We start from the raw sequence: 21,886 nt of genomic DNA, 5'->3' as shown, positions 1-21,886 counted from the left end.
TGGAACGACGACGAACGGCCGAGACGACCCATGCCCACGACCGACGCCCCGCCGAGATCGACCACGACGCCGCCGGTCTCCGCCCGCGCCTGGACGATGCTCGCCCTCGGGGTCGCGGCCCAGGCGGCGGGGACGCTCGTCGTGTCCGCGCCGGCGCTCCTCATCCCCCACCTGCTCAGCCGCGGTACGTCCCTGCCGGCCGCCGGGCTGCTCGCCGCTGCTCCGACGTTCGGCATGGTCCTGACGCTCATCGCCTGGGGTGCGATCACCGACCGGTTCGGCGAGCGCGTCGTCATCGCCGGCGGCCTCGTGCTCACCACGCTGGCCGTGGTCGCTGCATGGCTGGCTGCGGGCGACCCGGTGCTGCTCGGGTCGGCGTTCCTGGCCGCCGGCATGACGAGTGCCTCGACGAACGCCGCGAGCGGCCGGGTCGTGGTGGGGTGGTTCCCGAAGGAGCGCCGGGGACTCGCGATGGGCATCCGGCAGATGTCGCAACCGCTCGGGGTGACGCTCGCGGCGGTCACGGTGCCGCAGCTCGCCGAGGGGTCCGGGATCCGCGCGGCCCTGGTCCTGCCGATCGTGCTGTGCGCGGTGCTCGCCGTCTGCTGCGCGATCGGGATCACCGACCCGCCACGCCCGGCCCGGGCCACGGTCGCGACGACGATGACCGCCAACCCCTACCGGTCGAGCGGCTTCCTGTGGCGGGTGCACGCGGTCTCGGTCCTGCTCGTCGTGCCGCAGTTCACCCTGTCGACGTACGGGCTGGTCTGGCTCGTGGGCCTCGGCTGGTCGACACCGGCGGCCGGGCTGCTCGTCGGCGCCGCGCAGTTCGTCGGGGCGATCGGCCGGATCCTGGTCGGTGGCTGGAGCGACCGTGCCGGATCGCGCGTCGGACCCCTGCGCATCGTCGCGGTGAGCGCCGCGGTGGTGATGGCGGTGCTCGCGGTCGTCGACGCGACGCACCTGGCCGGGGCTGCGGTGTTCCTGGTGCTCGCGACGAGTGTGACGGTCGCGGACAACGGGCTGGCCTACACGTCGGTCGCCGAGGCGGCGGGACCGTTCTGGTCGGGCCGGGCACTCGGGGCGCAGAACACCGGGCAGTTCATCGCGGCGAGCGCCGTCGGTCCGGGCATCGGCGCCCTGGTCGGTGCGCTCGGGTTCGCGGCGTCGTTCGGCATCGTGGCGGTGCTCCCGCTGCTGGCGGTCCCGCTGGTGCCCAGCCGCGACCGCTCGCACGACTGACTCCTCGCCCCGTTCGTTCCTTCCCAGGACACGTGCGATGCCTTGCCGGAACGGGCGTACCCGGTCGGAAGAACCGACCAGGTACGCCCGTTTCGACCGGGTACGCGCGTTTCGACCAGGTCAGCTCGCACTCCGGCTCACGCGGGGACCACCGGACCGACCGGCCAGCGGAGCAGCGCGGCCGCGGGGGCGCCTGCGGGCAGGGACGCGGCGTTGACGAGCACGAGCTCCGCATCCGTCAGCACCGCCGCACGGACGAGCGCGCACACGGCGGGGACGGCGGCGATGACCGGCACACCGACGGCCTGCTCCGGCGCGGTCGCGACCCAGGGCGCCCCCGCCAGCGCGAGCAGCGTCCGGTCCCCGACGGCCACCGCGTCGAGCGCGATCGTGGCGCCCTGGGCCTGCTGCAGCGCCTCGACGACCGGCCCGAGACCGGTCACGACCTGGTTGTCGCCGCGGCCGACGTGGGTGCGGAGCGCATCCTCGAGGTCGTGGCGACGAGTGGCGACGACACGGGCGAGCGCGGTCTCGACGTGCTCGACGAACGCCTGCTTCGCTGCGGCGTCCGCGCGGGGATCACCGGGGAAGACCGAGACGAGCGCCCGGGTCTCGGCCGAGAACGCCTTCACCAGCAGCTCGCGCGCGGTGACGTCACCGGCGACGACGACCAGACCGGGGCGGATCGTCCGTACGGTCTCGTCGACGGCGGCCGCGGTCTCCGACGAGTTCTGCTTCCAGATCTCCTCGGTGTGCTGCTGCCAGTGCGGCTGCTTCCACCCGGTGCCGGCCTTCGCGTAGTGCAGGGTGTCGTTGCGACCCTGGACCTGCTGCTCGGACGTGTTCCCCGCGACCGGCGCGTGCCCGAGGCGGTAGGCGCGGAACGCCCCGCCCTCCTTGCCGGCGTGGACCACCAGGAACGGCAGGTCGACCGGGCGGTGGGCGACGAGCGGCACCAGGTCCGGCACGGCACCGACCCCCACGGACTCCGGTCCGTGCAGGTGCCCGGGCAGGACCTCGCTCAGCACCACGACGTCGTCGTGCACCAGGACGTAGCGCGCGACCGGCGACGGGACGCCCGGCTCCTGCTCGAACTCGGCGGCGACCAGGTCGACGACCGCGTCGGACGCGCCCTGCGCACGGAGGGTCTCCTCGATCCCGCGCAGTCGGAGTGCCGCCTGCCGTCGTGGGTCCTCGACGTTGCCCGAGACGTCGGCGTACGCCCAGGCCCAGGTGCCTCCGCCCTCCAGCCGCTCTCCCAGGATCCGGTGCAGTTCGCTCGTCGCGTTGGTCGACGTCATGGCAGCTCCTCTCGGACGGATGCCGGAGCCGATGAGCCCCGGCGCTCTCACGTGCGACAACACTCCACCCGTCGACCTGCGCTCGTCCGCAGTCGGGAGGGAACACCCAGGCGACCCCGGGCCGGCTCGGACACGGCAACGAGTCGGCCACGAAACCACACCGGCGTTCGGTTCTGTGGTTGGGTGTGGACAACCCCGATCAACGACGAACGGAGTGCGGCAATGGCGCCACGACCACGACCCATCACGAGACGACACCTGTTGGGCTTCGGCCTCGGCACCGCGGCGGCGGGACTCCTCGCCGGCTGTGCGGTCCCGGGCTCGACCAACGTCAACAAGGCGGCCCTCGTGCCCGCCGCAGCCTCGGGTGAGACCGTCCGGCTCACCTACTGGGCCTGGCTCAAGGACCTGCAGAAGGTCTGCGACGTCTGGAACGAGACGCATCCGGACATCCAGGTGACCGCGAACTGGATCCCCGGCGGCAACAGCGGCGGGTACCAGAAGATGTACTCCGCGCTCGCGGCCGGCGGCGGCCCGGACATCGGGCAGGTCGAGCTCCGGCAGATCCCCGAGTTCATGCTCGCGAACGGCCTGGTCGACCTGGCCCGGTACGGCGCGAAGGACTTCGAGTCGAAGTACGACGAGGCCGCATGGGCGCAGGTGTCGTTCGTCGACGGCATCTACGGCATCCCGCAGGACACCGGCCCGATGGGGTTCTACTACCAGACCGCGATCCTCGAGCAGGCCGGCGGCGAACCCCCGACGACGTGGGACGAGTGGCGTGACCTGGCCGACAAGGTCCGGAGCACCGGGAAGCAGAACTACCTCGAGGTGTTCCCGGTCGCCGACGCCTCACCGTTCGCCGCGTACGCACAGCAGGCCGGTGCGCGCTGGTTCACGGTCGACGGCGACGAGTGGGTCGTCGACATGACCGACGACAAGACCCTGATGGTCGCGGACTTCTTCGACGGTGTGATCGACGACGAGCTCGTCGACACGAGTGCCGGCGCGTACTCCCCCGGGTGGTACGCGGCGGCCGCGAGCGGCAAGATCGCCGCGGTCACGAGTGCGAGCTGGGGTGACGCCCTGATCGAGTCGGTGCAGGGCGGCGAGGGCAAGTGGAAGGTCGCCCCGATGCAGAAGTGGGGCGCCGACGGCTTCGGCTCGAGTGCCATCGGCGGTTCCACCGCCGCGGTCCTGGCGAACGCGAAGCACCCGAAGGAGGCGCTCGAGTTCATCACGTGGATGACCACCTCGAAGGCGGGCATCGACGCGATGATCAAGTACTGCGGCATCGGCTGGTCGCCCGCCGTCGACTACATCGGGGCGCAGCGCGAGAAGCCGTCGGAGTGGTTCTCCGGCCAGAACTACAACGAGGACGTCTTCGTGCCGGCCTCGAAGGAACAGAACATCGACTGGTCCTGGTCCCCGGTGACCCAGTCGGCCTTCACCAGCCTGCAGAACCAGTTCCGCCGCAAGCTCACCTCGGGCCTGAAGCTCAGTGACGCGGTGGAGCTGGCACAGCGGGAGATCGTCCAGTCCTTCAAGGACAAGGGCCTCAGCGTCAGGACGGCACGATGACCCAGCAGACCACCACCCCACGGTCCACCGGTCGTCCGGCTGGCGGCAGTCCCGCCTTCCGCACGAGCACGAAGGCCACGAGCGCGCAGAAGCGTGCCCCGTGGATCCTGCTCGCTCCGTTCCTGGCCCTGTTCCTGCTGACGTTCGTGATCCCGATCATCAGCGCCCTGTTCCAGTCGTTCACCACCGTCGACCGCGAGGGCCTGTTCGGTGAGGACGGCGTCGTCGGCCGGTTCGCCGGGTTCGACAACTACGCGATCGCCCTGCAGGACAGCGGGTTCGTCGCCTCGATCGGCCGCATGCTGCTCTTCGGCATCGTCCAGGTCCCGGTGATGATCATCGCCTGCACGATCCTCGCGCTGCTGCTCGAGTCGGCGAGCGCCCGCTGGCCGGGCTTCTTCCGGGCGATCTACTTCATGCCGTACGGCGTCCCCGGCGTCATCGCCACGATCCTGTGGTCGTTCCTGTACGTGCCCGGCCTGTCGCCCATCGTGTCGCTGCTGCAGTCGATGGGGTTGCAGCCGGACTTCCTCGGCGCGGACAGCGTGCTGTGGTCGATCGCGAACATCGTCACGTGGACGTACACCGGCTACAACATGCTCATCATCGTGGCGCAGCTGAAGTCCATCCCCGGCGAGGTCTACGAGGCCGCCAAGGTGGACGGCGCGAACGCGTTCCAGGTCGCGTGGCGGATCCAGATCCCGCTCATCGCACCGGCCCTGGTGCTCACGACGGTGTTCTCGATCATCGGCACCCTGCAGCTCTTCGCGGAGCCGCAGATCCTGTCCACGGTCGCCCCCGCGATCGACACCGAGTACACGCCGAACTACGCCGCCTACACGAACGCGTTCGCGTTCAACGAGTACGGCGTCGCGAGTGCGCAGGCGGTCATCATCGCCCTGGCCGCGTTCATCCTGTCGTTCACGTTCCTCGCGCTGACGAACCGTCCGCCGAAGGACGAACGAGATCGCCGCAAGCGGGCGAAGCGGGACGGCCAGGAGGCGCGGGCCGCGCTCCAGACGCGCGTCATGTCGGCCGGGACGGTCACCACCCAGGCCGCACCGCGCCTCCAGGACCGCTCCGGTCCGGACCACGGCATCAACGTCACGAAGGGGGCGGACGCATGACCAGCGAAGCCATCGAAGCGCCGGCCACGGCGAAGACCGCGGTCCCGGTCGACACCACGTCGATCAGTGCGCACCAGCGCCGCAAGCTCGACCGGTCCCCCCGGTCGCAGATCGTCGTCACGGGGATCCTCGTCATCGTCGCGCTGTACTTCATCGTCCCGCTGTACTGGGTCGTCATCGCCGCGACGAAGACCACGGGTGCACTGTTCTCGACGAACGGGTTCTGGTTCGGCGGCGAGTTCGCGCTCTGGAGCAACCTGCAGCAGGTGTTCACCTACGACGGCGGCATCTTCGTCCGGTGGATCGCGAACAGCATCCTGTACTCCGGCGTCGGTGCCGTCCTGGCGACCTACTTCGCCGCGGCCGGCGGGTACGCGCTGGCGAAGTACGACTTCCGGGGGCGCCAGTTCGTGTTCGGCACGATCCTCGGCGGTGTGCTCGTGCCGGGGACCGCGACGGCGCTGCCGCTGTTCCTGCTGTTCTCGTCGATGGGCCTGACGGACACGTACTGGAGTGTGCTCATCCCGAGCCTCGTCTCGCCGTTCGGCCTGTTCCTGTGCCGGGTGTACGCCGCGGCGTCGGTGGACACGGCGCTCCTCGAGCAGGCACGCATCGACGGGGCCGGTGAACTGCGGATCTTCCACACCGTGGTGCTCCGGCAGATGACCCCGGCGCTCGTCACCGTGTTCCTGTTCCAGGTGGTCGGGATCTGGAACAACTTCTTCCTGCCGCTCATCATGCTGGCAGACCAGAAGCTGTACCCGATAACACTGGGTCTGAACAACTGGCGCTCGCAGGTCGACCGCCTGCCGGAGTTCTACCAACTCACCACCGGCGGGGTGCTCGTCTCGGTCATCCCGCTCGTCATCGCCATCATCGTCCTCCAGCGCTTCTGGCGTGGAGGCCTCACGGAAGGATCGGTCAAGGGTTGACCCACTCCGCACTCTCGTCCACCGCACCCGGCTCCGACTCGCGGCTGGCACCCCGTGCCTGGCTGCACACCGACGCCCCGTCCCTGTCGCTGAACGGGGACTGGCGGTTCCGGTGGTCGCCCGTCGCCTCGGTCTCCGAGGACTTCGCGACCGAGGGTGGGGAGGACGACGACCCGGCCTGGGGCGAGCTCCCGGTGCCGTCGCACTGGGTGCTGCACGGCCACGGGGCGCCGAGCTACACGAACCTGCAGTACCCGTTCCCGATCGAACCGCCGCACCCGCCGGAGGAGAACCCGACCGGAGACCACCGCCGCACGTTCGAGCTGCCGTCGTCGTTCGACGGTGCCGCCCGGGTGCTGCTGCGGTTCGACGGGGTCGAGTCGCACTTCCGGGTGTGGCTGAACGGGACACTCGTGGGGTGGTCGACGGGCTCCCGCCTGGCGACCGAGTTCGACGTCACCGAACTGGTGCGCCCGGGGGCGAACGAGCTCGCGGTGCGGGTGCACCAGTGGTCGGCGGCGTCCTACCTGGAGGACCAGGACCAGTGGTGGCTGCCCGGCATCTTCCGTGACGTCACCCTGCTCGCCCGGCCCACGGCGCCGATCGACGACGTGTTCGTGCGCGCTGGATGGCGGGCGACGCTCGGCACGGCTGCCTCGGCGGGCACCGCGGCGTCGGGACGGCCGGAGACGGGGACCGGCACGATCACGTTCCCGACGCTCGACGCGGTCTTCCCGGTGCGGTTCACGGTGCCCGACCTGGGCGTCGACGTGACCTGGGCCGCGGCGGACGACGTCGCGCCGATCGAGGTCGAGGGCGTCGAACCGTGGAGCGCCGAACTGCCGAAGCTGTACGACGCGACGCTGTCGACCGGTTCCGCGGCGGCCGGCTCGGGCGCCTCGGGCGCCTCGGGCGGTACCGTCGGTGGCGAGACCGTCTCGCTCCGGCTCGGGTTCCGCACCGTGTCGATCGTCGGCGACCGGTTCCTGGTGAACGGTGAGCGCGTGGTGTTCCACGGCGTGAACCGGCACGAGACCCACCCCGTGCGCGGCCGGGTGTTCGACGAGGCGCACGCCCGCGCCGACATGGCGCTGATGAAGCGGAACAACGTCAACGCGATCCGCACCTCGCACTACCCGCCGCACCCCCGCGTGCTCGACCTGGCCGACGAGCTCGGGTTCTGGGTGATCCTGGAGTGCGACCTGGAGACCCACGGGTTCCTGTTCACCGACTGGGTGGGCAACCCCTCGGACGACCCGGCGTGGGCCGAGGCCTACCTGGACCGCATCGCCCGCACCGTCGAGCGCGACAAGAACCACGCGTCGATCGTGATGTGGTCGCTCGGCAACGAGTCCGGCACCGGCCGGAACCTCGCGGCGATGTCGCAGTGGGTGCACGACCGCGACGCCGAGCGCCCCGTGCACTACGAGGGCGACTACACGGGCGAGTACACGGACGTCTACTCACGGATGTACCCGACGCTGCAGGAGACCGAGTCGATCGGCGGCGGCACCCCGACGCCCCTGCTCGGCTGCGGCCCGGCCGAGGCCGCTCGGCAGCGGTCGAAGCCGTTCATCCACTGCGAGTACGTGCACGCGATGGGCAACGGCCCCGGGCAGATCGCCGAGTACGAGGCCCTTGTCGACCGGTACCCACGGCTGCACGGCGGGTTCGTGTGGGAGTGGCGGGACCACGGCCTGCTCGCGAAGACGCCCACGGGCGAGGACTACTACGCGTACGGCGGGGACTTCGGCGAGGTCGTGCACGACGGCAACTTCGTGATGGACGGCCTGGTGCTGCCCGACGACACCCCGACGCCGGGGCTCGCCGAGTTCGCCGCCGTCGTGGCCCCGATCCGCCTGGCGGTCTCGGACACGACGGTGCTGGTCGAGAACCGGTACCACTCGGCTTCGACCGCCGGGCTCCGGCTGTGCTGGACCCTGTCGCGGAACGGCGTCGTCGAGGCCTCGGGGCGCCTGGCCGCGGGCATCGTCGCCGCTCGGGAGTCGGCGACGGTCCCGGTGCCCTCGGAGGTGCTCGACGCGGTCACGTCCGAACTCGCACCAGGCGACGAGCTCTGGTTCGACCTGACCGTGGAACTGGCGGGGCCGACCGCGTGGGCGGACACCGGCCACGTCGTCGCACGCACCCAGCGGCTCGTCGCGGCGCGCGCGGCGGACGCACCACGGGCCTCCCGGCAGGGGTGGGACGGCGACCACCTGGGCGCGGGAACGTTCAACGCCCGCGGTGACCTGGTGTCCTGGAAGGACCACGAGGTCGCCGGGCCCCGCCTGGAGCTCTGGCGAGCGCCCACGGACAACGACAGCCTGGCGTCACAGGGCGGCTACGAGACCGCGGACCCGGTGCTCACGCACGGAGTCGGCGACCCGAGCGCTCCCCCGTCGGCGACGCGCTGGCGCGATCGCGGGCTGGACCGGCTGACGCACCGGCTGGTGTCGGTGTCACGCTCCGACTCCGGTCTGGAGCAGCGTGTCCGCGTCGCTGCGGCGAACAGCGGGTGGGGGCTGGAGGTCACGCACCGCTGGACCCTGACGTCCGACGGGCTCGTGCTGCAGACCGACGCCGTGCCGTTCGGCGCCTGGGACGTCACCTGGCCGCGGATCGGGGTGCGGTTCGACCTGCCGGCATCGCTGGCCGATGCGGACGCCACCTGGTTCGGGACCGGACCGCTGGAGTCGTACGCCGATTCCTCGCACGCTGCCCGTGTCGGCCGGTTCACCGCGCCGGTGCGAGCGCTCGGGGTGGCGTACTCGCGGCCGCAGGAGACCGGGCACCGGCCCGACCTGCGGGAGCTGTCCGTCGGGCCGTTCACCGTGACCACGGTGGGGTCGCACCGTGCGGGGTTCACGCTGTCGCCGTGGACCGCGCAGCAGATCGACCGTGCCGAGCACCCGTACGAGCTGCCGACGTCCGACCACCTGTACCTGTACCTCGACGCCGCGCAGCACGGGCTCGGCAGCCGGGCGTGCGGGCTCGACGTGTTGCCGGAGCACCAGCTCTGGCCGCAGGCGTTCAGTTGGAGCGTGCTGCTGGGCTAGGCGGGCGGCGGCCCCGCAAGACACCGGTGTCCGCACGTTGCACACCCGCATCCCGCGGCGTGCAGTGCGAACACCGGTGTTCCGCGTGCGGGACCTACGCGCCGGCGGACAGGGCCCGCAGGGCTTCGGGGTCGCTCGCGTTCAGGAAGTCGGTCAGGCGCTCCGGCTCGCCGGGCTCGTCGATCGCCTCGGCGGCACGGCGCAGGGCGAACAGCGCCCGCAGCACGCCTCGGTTCGGTTCGTGCGACCACGGCACCGGACCGACACCGCGCCAGCCGGCCTTGCGCAGGGCATCGAGCCCACGGTGGTACCCGACACGGGCGTACGCGTAGGACTCGAGGGTCGCGCCGCGCGCCCACGCCTCGTCGGCGAGCAGCGCCCACGCCAGGCTCGACGACGGGTAGGACACCACCACGCTGGCGACGGGGGCGTCCGCCTCGATCGCGGCGGTGACCTCCGGCTCGGCGGGCAGCAGGGTCTCGGGGTTCGACGACGGGGTCGGCAACAGGTTCTCCGGCATGCCCCCAGCCTGTCATCCCTTGCGGGTGCCCGCGTCACGGGATTACCGTGGAGGTCACCTCGTCGTCATCGCGGGGCCGCCGGGGCGGGAGACCGACCGGCGGAACGGATGGCGGACACGGGGGTCCCCCGACGGAAGCAGACGGATTGCTGTCGATCACCGGTACCGCTCAGCCCACGCGCTGACACCGTGATCGCGCGCCCCGTCGGGCGCTCCACCGCACCGCGGTGGCCTCGGTGTCGTGCGCCCAGCATCGACACCGGGAGACACCCCCATGCCCACCAGTCCGTCCGTCGTCCTGCACGACGTCACCTTCGCCTGGCCCGACGGCACCGTCGCGCTCGACCACCTCACCGCCGCCTTCGGACAGCGCCGGACCGGCCTGGTCGGGAGGAACGGGGCCGGCAAGTCCACGCTGGTCCGGCTCGCGACCGGCCGGCTCCACCCCACGTCGGGCAGCATCGCGACGTCGGGTCCCGTCGACCACCTGCCGCAGCGCCTGGCGACGGGTGCCGACGACACCGTCGCCGACCTGCTCGGCGTCCGGCCCACACTCACCGCGCTCCGGGCCGTCCTGGCCGGCGACGCCACGGCCGCACAGCTGGAGGCAGTCGGCGACGACTGGGACCTTGAGGAACGGGCCGCCGCCGTGCTCGACCGGGTCGGGATCGACGGCGACGACCTCGACCGGCCGGTGTCGACGCTGTCCGGCGGGCAGTCGGTGCTCGTCGCGGTCGCCGGGGTGCGGTTGCGCGCCCGGCCGATCGTGTTCCTGGACGAGCCGACGAACAATCTGGACCGCCGGGCCCGCGGGCTGCTCCTCGACCTGGTCGACGACTGGCGCGGCACGCTCGTGCTCGTCAGCCACGACCGGGAGCTCCTCGAGCACGTCGACGAGACCGTGGAGCTCCGCGCCGGGGCGGTGACGGTCTTCGGCGGGACGTTCAGCGCGTTCGAGGAGCACCTGGCCGTGCAGCAGGCGGCCGTCGAACGCGAGGTCCGCGTCGCCGAGCAGCGGCACCGCACCGAGAAGCGGCAGCGCATCGGGGCGGAGACGAAGATCGCGCGTCGTGCGAAGGCCGGTGCGAAGGCGGGCCGCTCGATGCCGAAGATCCTGGCGAACGAGCAGCGGAAGAAAGCACAGGAGACCGCCGGCCGACTGCGCGTCGGGTACGCGGACGACGAAGCCGCCGCGCTCGCCGCCAAGCGCGAGGCCGAGCTCCGCCTGCGGGACGACGAGTCGATCCACGTCACCCTGCCCGACCCGGACGTGCCGGCGTCACGGCGGATCGCGACCGTCACGGTGCGTGGACGGGACGTGATCGTGCAGGGGCCGGAACGGATCGCCGTCACCGGGGACAACGGCGTCGGCAAGTCCACCCTGCTCGAACAGCTGGTCGGCGACCCCGCGGCCCGGGAGCACCCGCTGCCCGAGACCACGGCCGTCGCCCACGTCGACCGGATCGCGTACCTGCCGCAACGGAAGGACAGCCTGGACGACACCGCCACGGTGCTCGACAACGTGCGCCGGGACGCCCCGCACGTCCCCGTCGCCGAAGTCCGCAACCGGCTGGCGAAGTTCCTGGTGCGCGGGGACACCGTCGACCGCCCGGCCGGGGACCTGTCCGGCGGGGAGCGGTTCCGGGTGGCGCTGGCGGCCCTGGTGCTCGCCGACCCGCCGCCGCAGCTGCTCGTGCTCGACGAACCGACGAACGACCTCGACCTGACGAGCGTCGACCAGCTCGTCGACGCGCTGCGGGCCTACCGAGGAGCACTCGTCGTGGTGAGCCACGACGCGACGTTCCTGGAGCGGCTGGAGCTCGACGCGCGCATCGAGCTGACGTAACCCGCGGTCAGCGCCGTCGGGTCGGTCGGATCGCGAGCGACTCGACCGTGCCGCGCTCGGGCAGGTCGACGACGGTGCGGACCGCGGCGGCGACGTCCTCCGGCGCCAGGTAGTAGTCGGTGTCGTAGGACTCCCCGAGCTTCGCCACGAGCTGCCGCTGCATGTCCGAGTCGGTGCGGCCCGGGTGCACGCTCGACACCCGGACGCCGTTCGCCCGTTCCTCCTCACGCAGGGCGTCGGCGAAGGCCCGCAGCGCGAACTTCGACGCCGCGTACACGCCACCGCCGGGGCCGGAGTGGAACCCGGACCCGCTGTTGATCGGTACGACGATGCCTCGCGCCACCCGCAGTGCCGGCAGCGCCGCCCGGGTGAGCTCGGCGACCGCGAACACGTTCGTCGCGAAGACCTGCTCCCACACGGCACGCGGGGTCTCGGCGACGGTGGTGCCCTGCTCGACGCCGGCCGAGTGCACGAGCACGTCGAGCCGCTCGGGCAGCGCCGGGACCTCGCCCGCGCCGAGGTCACCGACGAACGGCGCAGCACTCGGCAGCTCCTGGACGATGGAGTCCACGGCGTCGGCGGACCGGCCGCCGACGAGCACGTGATGCGTGCGGCCGAGGTCGGCGGCGATCGCACGGCCGATGCCGCGGGTGGCTCCGGTCACCAGGGCGACCGGACGGTTCTGGAGCGGTTCTGTCGTCACGTGGGCCAGCCTACGGAAGCCGGGATGGGCCTCCTGTGCGGTCGCGGCGACGACGCAGCACCGTCAGCGCGACACCGGCGGTGACCACGAGACCCACGAGCGCCGCGATGCCCCACGGCGAGCCGGCGAGCGCCGCGACGACGGCCCAGAACACCGCGAGCCCGACGGTCGCGTACAGGAGCGCCCACGCCACGCACCCCGGCACCATCGCGATCGTGTACCGCCACCAGGCGACCCGTGCCAGCCCGGCTGCGGCGTTCATCACCGTCTGCAGGCCGACCACGACGAAGCTCACCGTCACGACGGGCAGGCCCCAGCGGTCGAGCAACGCCGAACCGCGACGGACGGCTGGCGAGCGCAACCAGCCACCCCACCGCGAGCGGGACGCACCCGCCACCGCGAGCCGCGCGACCCAGTACGTGGCCTGCGCGCGGCAGAACACGACCAGGAAGAGCGCGAGGACGAGCCACCGGAACGGGAGCCCCTCGAGGAAGGACGGCACGCTCGCACGGTAGCGCCCCGACCCGGGGACCGACCGTCAGTCGTTGTCGACGCCCTGGCGGATGCGGATGCCCTCCAGCACGTCCTGCGCACGCTTCTCGTCCTGCTTCTCGATCTGGCGGGTGTCGCGCTCGGGGAGCTGGATGTCCTCCTCCGCGCGGATGCCGGCCTGCAGCTCGCGACCCCGCTCGATCTCGGCGTCGAACTCGGCACCGAAGAGCAGGGCGTTGTTCGTGATCCAGATCCAGAGCAGGAACACGATGACCCCACCGAGCGAGCCGTACGTGGCGTTGTAGTTCGAGAAGTTCCCGACGTAGAACCCGAAGCCGACGCTCGCGATGATCCAGATGAGGAGCGCCAGGATCGACCCGCCGCTGACCCAGGTGAACTTCGGCTGCTTGACGTTCGGCGACCAGTAGTAGAGCACGGCGACGACGATGATCGCGATGACGAGCAGGATCGGCCACTGCACGATCGACAGGACGGTGACGGCCACGTCGCCGAGGCCGATGACGTCGCCGAAGCTGCGGGCGAGCGGCGCGCTCACCAGCACCAGCAGACCGACCACGAGCAGGACGACCGTGGTGACGGTCACGCCGAGCATGGTCGGGCGGAGCTTCCAGATCGGGCGGCCCTCGCGGACGTTGTAGATCCGGTTCATCGCGCGACCGAAGGCGCCGACGTAGCCGGAGGCCGACCAGAGCGCACCGACGATGCCGACGATGAACGTGATGGGAGCAGCGGGCGAGCGGACGAGCCCCTCGACCGGATCCCGGATCAGTTCGACGACCTGCTGCGACCCGATGTTGCCGATGATGTCGAGCAGTGTGTCGATCGTCTTCTTCGGGTCGGACACCAGCCCGAGGATCGACACGACCGCCAGCAGCCCGGGGAACAGCGCGAGCACCGAGTAGTACGTCAGGCTCGCGGCGAGGTCCGTGCACTGGTCACTCGTGAACTCGCGCAGCGTCTTCTTCAGCGTGTAGACGAGCGTCGGCTTCTTAAGGTCGGTGGGGTTGTCCGGCTTCCGGGCGTCGTCCGGATCCGGCTTCTGCTGTGCGCCGGTCATCGTCTCAGCCCTTCCGCGCCGTGTTCGCCCGCTTCGCGGCCTGCTTCGACCGCTTGACCGCCTGCTTGCGGTTCTTGTTCGCCCGTCGCTGCACTGCCGCGATGCCGACCTGCTGCTTCACGCGCGCCTTGTGCGCCGGGTCCTGCTCGAGGGCTTCCTCGGCCGCCTTGGCCCGCGCCTTCCGGCCCTTCCGGCCTGCCTGGGCCTGCTCCTTCGCCGAGGGGGCGTCGCCGCGCGCACCGAACGGCAGCAGCGCGGTGAACGCCGAGTTCTCCGGCGGCGCGGCCAGGTGCCCGGCGGGGCGGTTCCGCAGCGCGATGCCGAGGACGATCGCCGCGACACCGGTCAGCCCGGTGATGCCCATCGCCACCAGGGGCGTGGGGTCACGGTGCCACCGCTGCTTCGTCTTGGCGACCGCGAGACGGGTGCGGGCGGGCAGGTCCGCGCGTCGCTTCAGCTCCGTCACGGTGTCCGTGATGCCTTCGCGGGTGCGCACGTTGGCGAGTTCGAGCTCGGGCAGACTGTCCTTGGCCATTCCCCATTTCGTACACGTCCCACCCGGGATCGTGCCCAGCAGGCCGCGTCTACCGTGCCGCACATGCTCTTCCGGGACGCCGCCGAGGGGATCCACCGCCTCGAGATCGCACACACCAACACCTACCTCGTCGAGACCGGCGATCGGTTGCTCGTCGTCGATGCGGGGTTGCCCGCCGCGTGGCCGCACCTGCAGCTCGCCGTGCACGACCTCGGGTACACGCCCGACCAGGTCGAGGGGCTCCTGCTCACGCACGGGCACTTCGACCACGTCGGTACCGCCGCACGGATGCACCGCGACTGGGGCACGCCGGTGTTCGTCCACCCGGGCGACCGGCACCTCGCCGCGCACCCGTACTCGTACCGGCCGCAAACGAACCGTGCCGGGTTCGTCGCGCTCCACCCGGGCGGTCTGCGCCCGCTGGGCCGGATGCTCCTGGCCGGAGCGGTCACCGTCGACGGCATCACGGACACCGAACCGCTGGAGAACCGCGCCGACGTGCCGGGCACCCCGTGGATCATCGAGACCCCGGGGCACACCGACGGGCACGTGGCACTGCACTTCGCCGACCGCGACGCCGTGATCGCCGGGGATGCGCTCGTCACCTTCGACCCGTACACGGGCGGGATCGGACCCCGGATCGTGGCACCGGCGGCGACGTCCGACGTCGACACGGCGGTCGCGTCGCTGGACCGGCTCGCGGACACCGAGGCGAAGCACGTGCTGCCCGGCCACGGACCGGGCTGGTCGCTCGGTGTGCGGAGTGCCGTCGCGCAGGCGCGGCGGGCGGCTGGCGCCGCCTGACGCGCGGAAGCGACAGATGAGGCGGACCCCACCGGGTCTGGTGCACGAACGCGACAGGGTGCCGCGGACGTTCCGCAGCGCACTGTCGCCTTGGCGGCGGTGGACGCGACCCGAGCCGGCCTGGAGGCGCGGTGCGGGCCCGCCCCGCACCTCCAGGCCGTGGGTGGTCGCGGTCAGGACGGGACGACGACGTCCTCGGGCAGGCCGGACGCCGCGGAGCGGCCGGCAGCCTCCATCAGCGCGAGGCTCCGCAGGTTGTCGCGCCCGCTCGTCTCCGGGGCGGGGCCGCCCTGCACCGATCGCGCGAACGCCTGCAGCCCGCCCTGGCGGTCCGTGTGCGCGAGCACGGGGAGCTCGACCGACTCGGCGACGTCGTCCTGCGTGCGGCGGACGGTGACCCGGTCGCCGTCGACCGCGTTCGGCTCACCGTCGCGGCTCGTGAACCAGAGCTCGCCGTCCTCACCCTCGATGCTCCACTCGCCGGCCCAGGCGGTGCGCGGGCCGCGGCTCAGCCAGCTGCCGCGGTAGTTGACGACCGTGCCGCCGTCGAGCTCGATGATCATCGAGGCGACCGCTTCGTCCTGGTACTTGCTGTAGGCGGGGTAGCTGGCCTTGGCGAAGACCCGGACGGCCTCTTGCCCCGTGATCATCCGGAGCAGGTCGAAGTGGTGGATCGCCATGTCGTTGATCATCGCGTGCGGGAACCGGTAGTGCGGGTACGTCTCGGCGGGCTGGTCGTTGTCCCACTGCCGGAAGTCGACGTTGATCGCGGAGACCTCGCCGACGACGTCCGCCTCGAGCATCTCCTGCACCACCCGCGGTGCCGGGTACCAGCGGTAGTTCTGGCTGACCTGCAGCACCAGGCCGAGCTCCTCGGCGCGACGGACCGCGGTGACGGCCTCGTCGGTGGTGTTGGCGAACGGCTTCTCGACCAGGACGTGCTTGCCGGCGTCGAGGGCCTCGAGCGCGAGCGGCACGTGCGTCACGGCCGGGGCGGTGATGACGACGGCGTCGGCGTCGACCGCGGCGAGTGCCTCGGTCAGGGACCCGAACGCAGCGGAGGCCGGGAGCCCGAGGTCGGTCCGCACGGCCTCGAGCGTCGGCGCCGACGGGTCGACGATCCCGACCACCTGCACTTCCGACACCTCCGGGATGGCGGTGCGGGCCCAGTTGCCGCCCCACCCTCCGAGACCGACGTGGATGATCCGGACGCTCATGCGCGCACTCCTTCGTGACTGCCGTCGTGGTTGGCGACGCACCACGGACGCCGCGGTGCGTGCATCCAGTCTGTCAGGCGGCGGCGACGACGGGTGGGCGGGCGGTCGAGGGCCGTCGCCGGCCTCAGTGCGTGAAGGCGTACGCGATGAGCGCCATCGTGACGATGAAGCCTGCCAGGTAGTTGATCCAGAGGAAGCGCTTCCACCCGGCGTTCGCGGCCTCGGCACCCTGGTCGGTGATGTTCCACCACGGCAGCACGTTGAGCGCGTACGGGATGACGACGATCGCGGCGATCGGACCGGGGAACGCCGAGAACAGCAGCGCAACCCCGGCGACCAGGTAGGCGACGAAGGCCAGGCGGACGGTGGCGCGGGCGCCGATGACGGTCGCGACGGAGCCGATGCCACCGGCCCGGTCGGCCAGGACGTCCTGCACAGCGCCGAACGCGTGCGAGGCCACGCCCCACAGGAAGAACGCGATGCACACGGCGACGAGTTCCGCGGTCCAGTGCGGGCCCGCCAGGGCGAGGCCGTAGACCGCCGGCGACACGAAGTGGGTGCTCGACGTGAGCGAGTCGAGGAACGGCTTCTCCTTGAACCGCAGGCCCGGCGCCGAGTACGCGATGACCGCGAACACGCTGATCGCCAGGACGAGCCACGACCATGGCCCGTTGCCGCTGACCGCGCCGAGCACCACGAGCGCGACGAGGAAGGGGACGTTCGTGACGACGACGGCCCACAGCGTGGTGCGGTGGACGCTCTTGTCGAGCAGGGCGCCCTCGACACCGCCCTTCCGCGGGTTGCGCAGGTCGGACTCGTAGTCGAAGACGTCGTTGATGCCGTACATCGCCAGGTTGTAGGGCACCAGGAAGTACACGACGCCGATCAGGAAAGCGACGAGCGAGAACCCGCCGCCGCCCTCGACCCCGACGCCGCTGCCGAGCAGGTACGCGGCGCCGAACGGGTAGGCGGTGTTCACCCAGCTGATCGGCCGCGACGACACGAAAAGGGCACGCACGGTCGACGGCCTGGAGGCGGTGCTGGCGTTCACTTCATGTCCTCTGCTGGTGCTGGCTCTGCTGGTGCTGGGGTCGGGTCGGGCGCGGGGCGCGAGCCGGTCCGGTCGCGTGCGCCGGTCCGGTCGAACAGGACCCACAGGCTGGGCAGCAGCACGATGGCGGACATCGCGTAGGCGAGGTCCTCGACCGGGATGGCACCGATCTTCGCACCGCTGATGAGCGAGGGGTCGTAGGCGACGATCCGCAGCGTGACGATGACGTTGTCGAACACCATCGTCATCACCAGCAGCGCGATGCCCGCGATCACGGACGTGAGCACCGCGACCCGTCGCCCGACGGCAGGCGGTCGACCTGCCGCACGGGCTCGGCGAGCGGCGACGACCCCGGCGACCACGGCCACGACGGCCGTGACGCCGAAGAACGGCAGGGCCAGGAGCGCGTACGCTCCGGTGCCGTTCACGCGCGCCGCCGATCGGTCGCCCGCTGCACGAGGGGCCGGACGAAGCCGACCAGGTCCATCGTCGAGTAGCAGAGCAGCAGCAGGAAGAAGAGTTCCTCGAGCGGGACCTCGGGCGCCAGGAGCACTCCGGTGAGCAGGTCCTGCGGGCCGATGAAGAAGATGCCGGCGGCGACACCGGCGACGTCCCACACCATGAAGAACGCGACACCGACGACCATCACGGCCGCCGCCCGCCACGGAGCCCGCCAGAAGAACAGCCGGAAGCGGGCGTCCAGCACGGTCATGCCGACCAGGGACACCACCAGGCCGGCGAGGTAGACCCCGGGCATCAGGCTTGCTCGGTCCGGTCCCGCGGGGCCCCGAGGGGCGTCGGCAGCGGCTCGGTGCTCCGGTCGCCGTGGATGCGCTTGAGCAGGACCTCGGCGCTGATCAGGCACATCGGCAGACCGATGCCAGGGATCGTCGAGGCACCGACGTAGTACAGCCCCTCGACCTTCTTCGACGCGTTCTTCTCGCGGAAGAACGCGCTCTGCTTGAGGGTGTGCGCCGGACCGAGCATCGAGCCGTTCCAGGCGTTCAGGTCGTCGGCGAAGTCGCGCGGTCCGATGGTGCGTCGGACCCGGATGCGGTCGCGCAGGTCCGGCACCCCGGCGCGCTCGGCCAGCACGTCGACGGCACGGTCGGCGATCTGCTCGACCTGGTAGTCACCGGCACCGTCGATGCCGCCCTTGCCGATCGACAGGTCGGCGGGCAGGGGCACCAGGATGAACAGGTTGCTGGTGCCGGGCGGGGAGACGCTCGGGTCGGTCTCGGAGGGGGCGCAGACGTAGATCGAGGCGGGGTCCGGCACGTGCCGGTCGTCCCCGAAGATCGCGCCGAAGTTCGCCTTCCAGTCCGCGGTGAACATCAGGGTGTGGTGCAGCAGGCCCGGCGTCGGACCGTCGATGCCGAGGTACACGAGCACCGCGCTCGGGCCCGGGTCGCGCTTCTTCCAGTGGTCGGCGCCGTGGGTGCGGTGCTCACGCTCGAGCAGCTGCATCTCGGTGTGCTGCATGTCGGCGGCGCTGACCACGAGGTCGGCGGGGGCCGTGTGCTGCACACCGTCGCGGTCGCGGTGGACGACCCCGGTGGCGACGCCGTCCTCGACCACGATCCGTTCGACCTTCGCGCCGGCGATGATCTTCGCGCCCTCGGCCCGGGCGACACGCTCGACGGCGGAGATCACCTCGGTGATGCCGCCCTTCGGGTAGAGCACGCCGTCGGCCAGGTCGAGGTGGCTCATCAGGTGGTACATGCTCGGTGCCGCGTACGGGCTCGTACCGAGGAACACCGCCGGGTAGCCGAGGATCTGCCACAGGCGACGGTCGCGCACGGCGGTCTCGGCGAAGGTGGAGAGCGGCTCGAGCAGCAGGCGCGCGAGCTTGGGCAGACGACGCAGGACGTCGGGTGCGGCGAGCTTCGTGAGGTCCTGGAAGCTCGTGTACAGGAACCGGCGCACGGCCATCGTGTAGGTGTCCTCGGCCGACGCGAGGTACTTCCGCATCCGCTCGCCGGCACCGGGCTCGATGGACTCGAACAGCGCGATGTTGGCCTCGGCGTCGGCTCGCAGGTCGATCGGCTCGTCGTGGCCCTCGCTGTACACGCGGTAGCCGGGGTCGAGCTTCACCAGGTCGAGTTCGGCCTCGGCCGACGTCCCGAGCAGCTGGAAGAAGTGGTCGAAGACCTCGGGCATGAGGTACCACGACGGCCCGGTGTCGAACCGGAACCCGTCCTGCTCCCACGAGCCGGCACGGCCGCCGAGCTGCGTGCGCTGCTCGAGCACCGTCACCGAGAAGCCGTCGCGTGCGAGCAGCGCGGCGGCCGCCAGGCCGCTGATGCCGCCGCCGATGACGACGGCACGACGCGCGGGCACCTTGCGCCGGGTGGTGGTGGCGACCGTCGTCGGTCGGGAGGCGCGTGGCGGGGTCATGAGGAGCCTCCCGGCCGGTGGGTGGTGACGCGCGACCGGAGCGGTGCGCGTCCGGCGAGGACCTGCGCGGCGAGGCGCACCTTCACCGGGTTGGGGACGCGCACGCGCGTCGTGACGAGGCGGCTCGCCGGCGTGCGCGCGAGTCGGTCGTTGAGTTCCTGGAACAGCGCGTGTGCGAGTCCGACCGCGTTGCGGGCGTCGGCCGGCAGCAGCCGGATCGTCCGTGCGGCGTGGTCGAGGTCGGCCTGCACGTCAGCGACCAAGCGGTCCTTCGTGGCCTCGTCGAACGACCGGATGTCGACGCCCGGGAAGTACGAGCGACCGAGCACCTCGAAGTCGGCATGCAGGTCTCGCAGGAAGTTCACCTTCTGGAACGCGGCACCGAGCGCACGCGCGCCGGCGACGAGTTCGGCCTGGTCGAACGTCGGACGACCAGCCCGGTACACGAACGCACGCAGGCACATCAGGCCGACGACCTCGGCGGAGCCGTACACGTACGCGTCGAACGAGGCGTCGTCGTGCTCGGTGCGGTCGAGGTCCATGCGCATCGACGCGAAGAACGGTGCGGTGAGCTCGGCGCCGAAGCCGGTGGCACGGGCGGTGCGGGCGAAGGCGTGGACGACCGGGTTCACCGAGAAGCCGAGTGCGATGGCGCGTTCGGTGTCGGCCTCGAGCTCGTCGAGCACCGTGCGGGCGAGCTCGCGGTCGAGCCCGGCCTCGGTCGCGGGGCCGTCGACGACCTCGTCCGCGACGCGGACCAGGGCGTAGACGTTCCGGATGTGCTCGCGCGTGTCGCGGGCGAGCATGCGGCTCGCCAGGCCGAACGACGTGGAGTACCGGTCGATGACGACCCCCGACGCGGCCTCGGCCGTGGCGTCGTAGAGCTGGAGGCGAGCCGGACGGGATCCGGTCGCCGTGGTGGTGCTGTGGGTCACCGGGCGCGCTCCACGAGTTCGGTCACGAGGGCCTCCAGGCGGTCGGCGAGGTCGTACGGCAGCCGGGCGAGCTCGGCCCGGGCGAGTGCGGTGTGGTCGGCGACGCGTGCTTCCGCGGCGCCGCGCGCACCGCAGGAGACCAGGGTCGCACGGACCTCGTCCGCACGGGCCTCGGTCAGGTCCGGATCACCCAGGTACGGCTCGAGGTCGGGCCAGCAGTCCGTGGTCGCCGCGTACGCGATGAGCATCGTGCGCTTGCCCTCGCGCAGGTCGCCCAGCACGGTCTTGCCGGTCATGGTCTCGTCGCCGAAGACCCCAAGCAGGTCGTCGACGATCTGGTAGGCGATGCCGATCTCTCGGCCGAAGGCCCCGAGGGCGGTGACGATCTCCTCGTCGGCGCCGGCCAGGACGGCACCGGACTGCAGCGGGGCCTCGAACGAGTACACGCTCGTCTTCGCCCGCTCCATCGCCAGGACCTCGTCCACCGTCGGCATCACGCCGAGGGCCAGGTCGACGTCGGTCATCTCGCCGGCGGCGCTGGCGAACACGGCCTCGTCGAGCAGTTCGAGCAGCCGCTCGCGCCGGGTGCCGTCGACGCCCGCGGCCTCGATGAAGCGGGGCGCACCGGCGAGGGCCAGGTCACCGGCGATCACGGCGGCACTCATGCCCCGGTGCTCGGCGGTCGGCAGCGGCAGGCCGCCCGTCGTCCCGTTGTCCCGGAAGGACCCGGCGACGTTCGGCTGCCCACGGCGCGACCAGTCGCGGTCGATGACGTCGTCGTGCACCACGAGTGCGGTGTGCAGGAGTTCGTAGGCCGCGGCGACGTTGGCGGCGGCGTGCACGTCGGTGCCGCCCATGCCGGCGTACGCGGTCATGACCATGCGGGGCCGGAAGCGCTTGCCGCCCATGCTCGCCTTGCGGAGCACGCGCCACAGTTCTTCCGACGGTCGGCCGTAGCGCTCGGCGCGTGCCGACGACACGGCGAAGAAGCGCTCGAGGCAGTCGTCGACGAGCGCGAGGTCGATGTGCGGCACGGTGGTCGCTTCCTCGCTCATTGGCCTAACCT

General features: G+C 71.6%; 19 protein-coding genes and 1 pseudogene. 7 read left to right on the top strand and 13 right to left on the bottom strand.

Going from position 1 to position 21,886, the window contains the following annotated elements; genetic code table 11:
• Window positions 1–30 precede the first annotated feature (30 nt).
• Entirely contained in the window at window positions 31–1,242 is a 1,212-nt protein-coding gene (locus H7A73_RS02735; protein ID WP_182064560.1) for an MFS transporter, read from the top strand.
• Window positions 1,243–1,379: 137 nt separating this feature from the next.
• On the opposite strand, the gene H7A73_RS02730 is transcribed toward H7A73_RS02735, so the two are convergent.
• Window positions 1,380–2,543 carry a hypothetical protein gene (locus H7A73_RS02730; protein WP_182064559.1) on the bottom strand — a complete coding sequence of 388 codons (1,164 nt, stop codon included), beginning with the start codon at window positions 2,541–2,543 and terminating at the stop codon, window positions 1,380–1,382.
• Between the two features lie 222 nt (window positions 2,544–2,765).
• On the opposite strand from H7A73_RS02730, the gene H7A73_RS02725 reads away from it, so the two are divergent.
• The 4 genes and pseudogenes from H7A73_RS02725 to H7A73_RS02710 all read left to right on the top strand — a co-directional run bounded on the left by H7A73_RS02725 (window position 2,766) and on the right by H7A73_RS02710 (window position 9,242).
• Entirely contained in the window at window positions 2,766–4,124 is a 1,359-nt protein-coding gene (locus tag H7A73_RS02725; RefSeq protein WP_182064558.1) for an extracellular solute-binding protein, read from the top strand.
• A pseudogene (locus H7A73_RS02720) lies at window positions 4,121–5,071 on the top strand (carbohydrate ABC transporter permease); the annotation flags it as partial. The gene H7A73_RS02725 and the pseudogene H7A73_RS02720, both read left to right, overlap by 4 nt.
• Window positions 5,072–5,247: 176 nt before the next feature.
• A complete protein-coding gene (locus tag H7A73_RS02715) occupies window positions 5,248–6,183 on the top strand; it encodes a carbohydrate ABC transporter permease (RefSeq protein ID WP_182064556.1) in 936 nt (311 codons plus the stop codon).
• Window positions 6,180–9,242: a glycoside hydrolase family 2 TIM barrel-domain containing protein gene (locus tag H7A73_RS02710; RefSeq protein ID WP_182064555.1), complete on the top strand. Its 3,063-nt coding sequence runs from the start codon at window positions 6,180–6,182 to the stop codon at window positions 9,240–9,242. Before H7A73_RS02715 ends, H7A73_RS02710 begins: the two co-directional genes overlap by 4 nt.
• Window positions 9,243–9,336: 94 nt before the next feature.
• Here H7A73_RS02710 and H7A73_RS02705 read toward each other — a convergent pair whose 3' ends face one another.
• The gene (locus H7A73_RS02705; RefSeq protein ID WP_182064554.1) at window positions 9,337–9,762 is read right to left on the bottom strand and encodes a DUF3151 domain-containing protein; all 426 of its coding nucleotides are present in this window, start codon (window positions 9,760–9,762) and stop codon (window positions 9,337–9,339) included.
• Between the two features lie 274 nt (window positions 9,763–10,036).
• Here H7A73_RS02705 and H7A73_RS02700 point away from each other — a divergent pair, with 274 nt between their 5' ends.
• Complete coding sequence (locus tag H7A73_RS02700) at window positions 10,037–11,608, top strand: ABC-F family ATP-binding cassette domain-containing protein (protein ID WP_182064553.1); 1,572 nt, start codon at window positions 10,037–10,039, stop codon at window positions 11,606–11,608.
• 7 nt (window positions 11,609–11,615) lie between these two features.
• Here the strand turns inward: H7A73_RS02700 and H7A73_RS02695 are convergent, their stop codons facing one another.
• Genes H7A73_RS02695 through H7A73_RS02680 form a run of 4 tightly spaced genes read right to left on the bottom strand, consistent with a single transcriptional unit; the run spans window position 11,616 to window position 14,416 of the window.
• On the bottom strand, window positions 11,616–12,311 hold the full coding sequence (locus tag H7A73_RS02695; RefSeq protein WP_182064552.1) for an SDR family oxidoreductase: 696 nt from the start codon (window positions 12,309–12,311) through the stop codon (window positions 11,616–11,618).
• 10 nt (window positions 12,312–12,321) lie between these two features.
• Window positions 12,322–12,813, bottom strand: coding sequence for a DedA family protein (locus H7A73_RS02690; RefSeq protein ID WP_182064551.1), 492 nt, complete (start codon window positions 12,811–12,813; stop codon window positions 12,322–12,324).
• 36 nt (window positions 12,814–12,849) lie between these two features.
• Window positions 12,850–13,881, bottom strand: coding sequence for a YihY/virulence factor BrkB family protein (locus H7A73_RS02685; protein ID WP_182064550.1), 1,032 nt, complete (start codon window positions 13,879–13,881; stop codon window positions 12,850–12,852).
• Window positions 13,882–13,885: 4 nt separating this feature from the next.
• Complete coding sequence (locus H7A73_RS02680; protein WP_182064549.1) at window positions 13,886–14,416, bottom strand: hypothetical protein; 531 nt, start codon at window positions 14,414–14,416, stop codon at window positions 13,886–13,888.
• A 63-nt stretch (window positions 14,417–14,479) separates the two neighbouring features.
• Between H7A73_RS02680 and H7A73_RS02675 the strand changes: the two genes are divergently transcribed.
• Entirely contained in the window at window positions 14,480–15,220 is a 741-nt protein-coding gene (locus tag H7A73_RS02675) for an MBL fold metallo-hydrolase (RefSeq protein WP_182064548.1), read from the top strand.
• A gap of 173 nt (window positions 15,221–15,393) precedes the next feature.
• Here the strand turns inward: H7A73_RS02675 and H7A73_RS02670 are convergent, their stop codons facing one another.
• The 7 genes from H7A73_RS02670 to H7A73_RS02640 form a co-directional block, all read right to left on the bottom strand.
• The gene (locus H7A73_RS02670) at window positions 15,394–16,437 is read right to left on the bottom strand and encodes a Gfo/Idh/MocA family protein (protein ID WP_182064547.1); all 1,044 of its coding nucleotides are present in this window, start codon (window positions 16,435–16,437) and stop codon (window positions 15,394–15,396) included.
• Between the two features lie 124 nt (window positions 16,438–16,561).
• Entirely contained in the window at window positions 16,562–17,488 is a 927-nt protein-coding gene (locus H7A73_RS02665) for a prenyltransferase (RefSeq protein WP_182064546.1), read from the bottom strand.
• A complete protein-coding gene (locus tag H7A73_RS02660; RefSeq protein WP_182064545.1) occupies window positions 17,485–17,916 on the bottom strand; it encodes a lycopene cyclase domain-containing protein in 432 nt (143 codons plus the stop codon). Before H7A73_RS02660 ends, H7A73_RS02665 begins: the two co-directional genes overlap by 4 nt.
• On the bottom strand, window positions 17,913–18,245 hold the full coding sequence (locus H7A73_RS02655) for a lycopene cyclase domain-containing protein (RefSeq protein WP_182064544.1): 333 nt from the start codon (window positions 18,243–18,245) through the stop codon (window positions 17,913–17,915). The genes H7A73_RS02660 and H7A73_RS02655 overlap by 4 nt, the downstream gene beginning before the upstream one ends.
• A complete protein-coding gene (crtI, locus tag H7A73_RS02650) occupies window positions 18,245–19,885 on the bottom strand; it encodes a phytoene desaturase family protein (RefSeq protein WP_259362662.1) in 1,641 nt (546 codons plus the stop codon). Before crtI ends, H7A73_RS02655 begins: the two co-directional genes overlap by 1 nt.
• Window positions 19,882–20,820 (bottom strand): phytoene/squalene synthase family protein, encoded by a 939-nt coding sequence (locus tag H7A73_RS02645; protein ID WP_110858704.1) that lies wholly within the window; start codon window positions 20,818–20,820, stop codon window positions 19,882–19,884. The genes crtI and H7A73_RS02645 overlap by 4 nt, the downstream gene beginning before the upstream one ends.
• Window positions 20,817–21,875: a polyprenyl synthetase family protein gene (locus H7A73_RS02640; protein ID WP_071404931.1), complete on the bottom strand. Its 1,059-nt coding sequence runs from the start codon at window positions 21,873–21,875 to the stop codon at window positions 20,817–20,819. Before H7A73_RS02640 ends, H7A73_RS02645 begins: the two co-directional genes overlap by 4 nt.
• Window positions 21,876–21,886 lie beyond the last annotated feature (11 nt).

It is taken from the genome of Curtobacterium sp. ME12, from assembly GCF_903970855.1.
GTDB lineage: Bacteria > Actinomycetota > Actinomycetes > Actinomycetales > Microbacteriaceae > Curtobacterium > Curtobacterium poinsettiae_A.
The sequence above is the reverse complement of the archived record's forward strand: the minus strand, read 5'-3'. Positions and strand labels throughout refer to the sequence as shown.

What these genes read in the sequence shown, in the direction of transcription:
- H7A73_RS02685 (WP_182064550.1), bottom strand. Translation starts at nt 13,881, where the DNA reads ATGACCGGCGCACAGCAGAAGCCGGATCCGGACGACGCCCGGAAGCCG.
- H7A73_RS02715 (WP_182064556.1), top strand. Translation starts at nt 5,248, where the DNA reads ATGACCAGCGAAGCCATCGAAGCGCCGGCCACGGCGAAGACCGCGGTC.
- H7A73_RS02640 (WP_071404931.1), bottom strand. Translation starts at nt 21,875, where the DNA reads ATGAGCGAGGAAGCGACCACCGTGCCGCACATCGACCTCGCGCTCGTC.
- H7A73_RS02735 (WP_182064560.1), top strand. Translation starts at nt 31, where the DNA reads ATGCCCACGACCGACGCCCCGCCGAGATCGACCACGACGCCGCCGGTC.
- H7A73_RS02730 (WP_182064559.1), bottom strand. Translation starts at nt 2,543, where the DNA reads ATGACGTCGACCAACGCGACGAGCGAACTGCACCGGATCCTGGGAGAG.
- crtI (WP_259362662.1), bottom strand. Translation starts at nt 19,885, where the DNA reads ATGACCCCGCCACGCGCCTCCCGACCGACGACGGTCGCCACCACCACC.
- H7A73_RS02675 (WP_182064548.1), top strand. Translation starts at nt 14,480, where the DNA reads ATGCTCTTCCGGGACGCCGCCGAGGGGATCCACCGCCTCGAGATCGCA.
- H7A73_RS02705 (WP_182064554.1), bottom strand. Translation starts at nt 9,762, where the DNA reads ATGCCGGAGAACCTGTTGCCGACCCCGTCGTCGAACCCCGAGACCCTG.
- H7A73_RS02700 (WP_182064553.1), top strand. Translation starts at nt 10,037, where the DNA reads ATGCCCACCAGTCCGTCCGTCGTCCTGCACGACGTCACCTTCGCCTGG.
- H7A73_RS02680 (WP_182064549.1), bottom strand. Translation starts at nt 14,416, where the DNA reads ATGGCCAAGGACAGTCTGCCCGAGCTCGAACTCGCCAACGTGCGCACC.
- H7A73_RS02670 (WP_182064547.1), bottom strand. Translation starts at nt 16,437, where the DNA reads ATGAGCGTCCGGATCATCCACGTCGGTCTCGGAGGGTGGGGCGGCAAC.
- H7A73_RS02655 (WP_182064544.1), bottom strand. Translation starts at nt 18,245, where the DNA reads ATGCCCGGGGTCTACCTCGCCGGCCTGGTGGTGTCCCTGGTCGGCATG.
- H7A73_RS02725 (WP_182064558.1), top strand. Translation starts at nt 2,766, where the DNA reads ATGGCGCCACGACCACGACCCATCACGAGACGACACCTGTTGGGCTTC.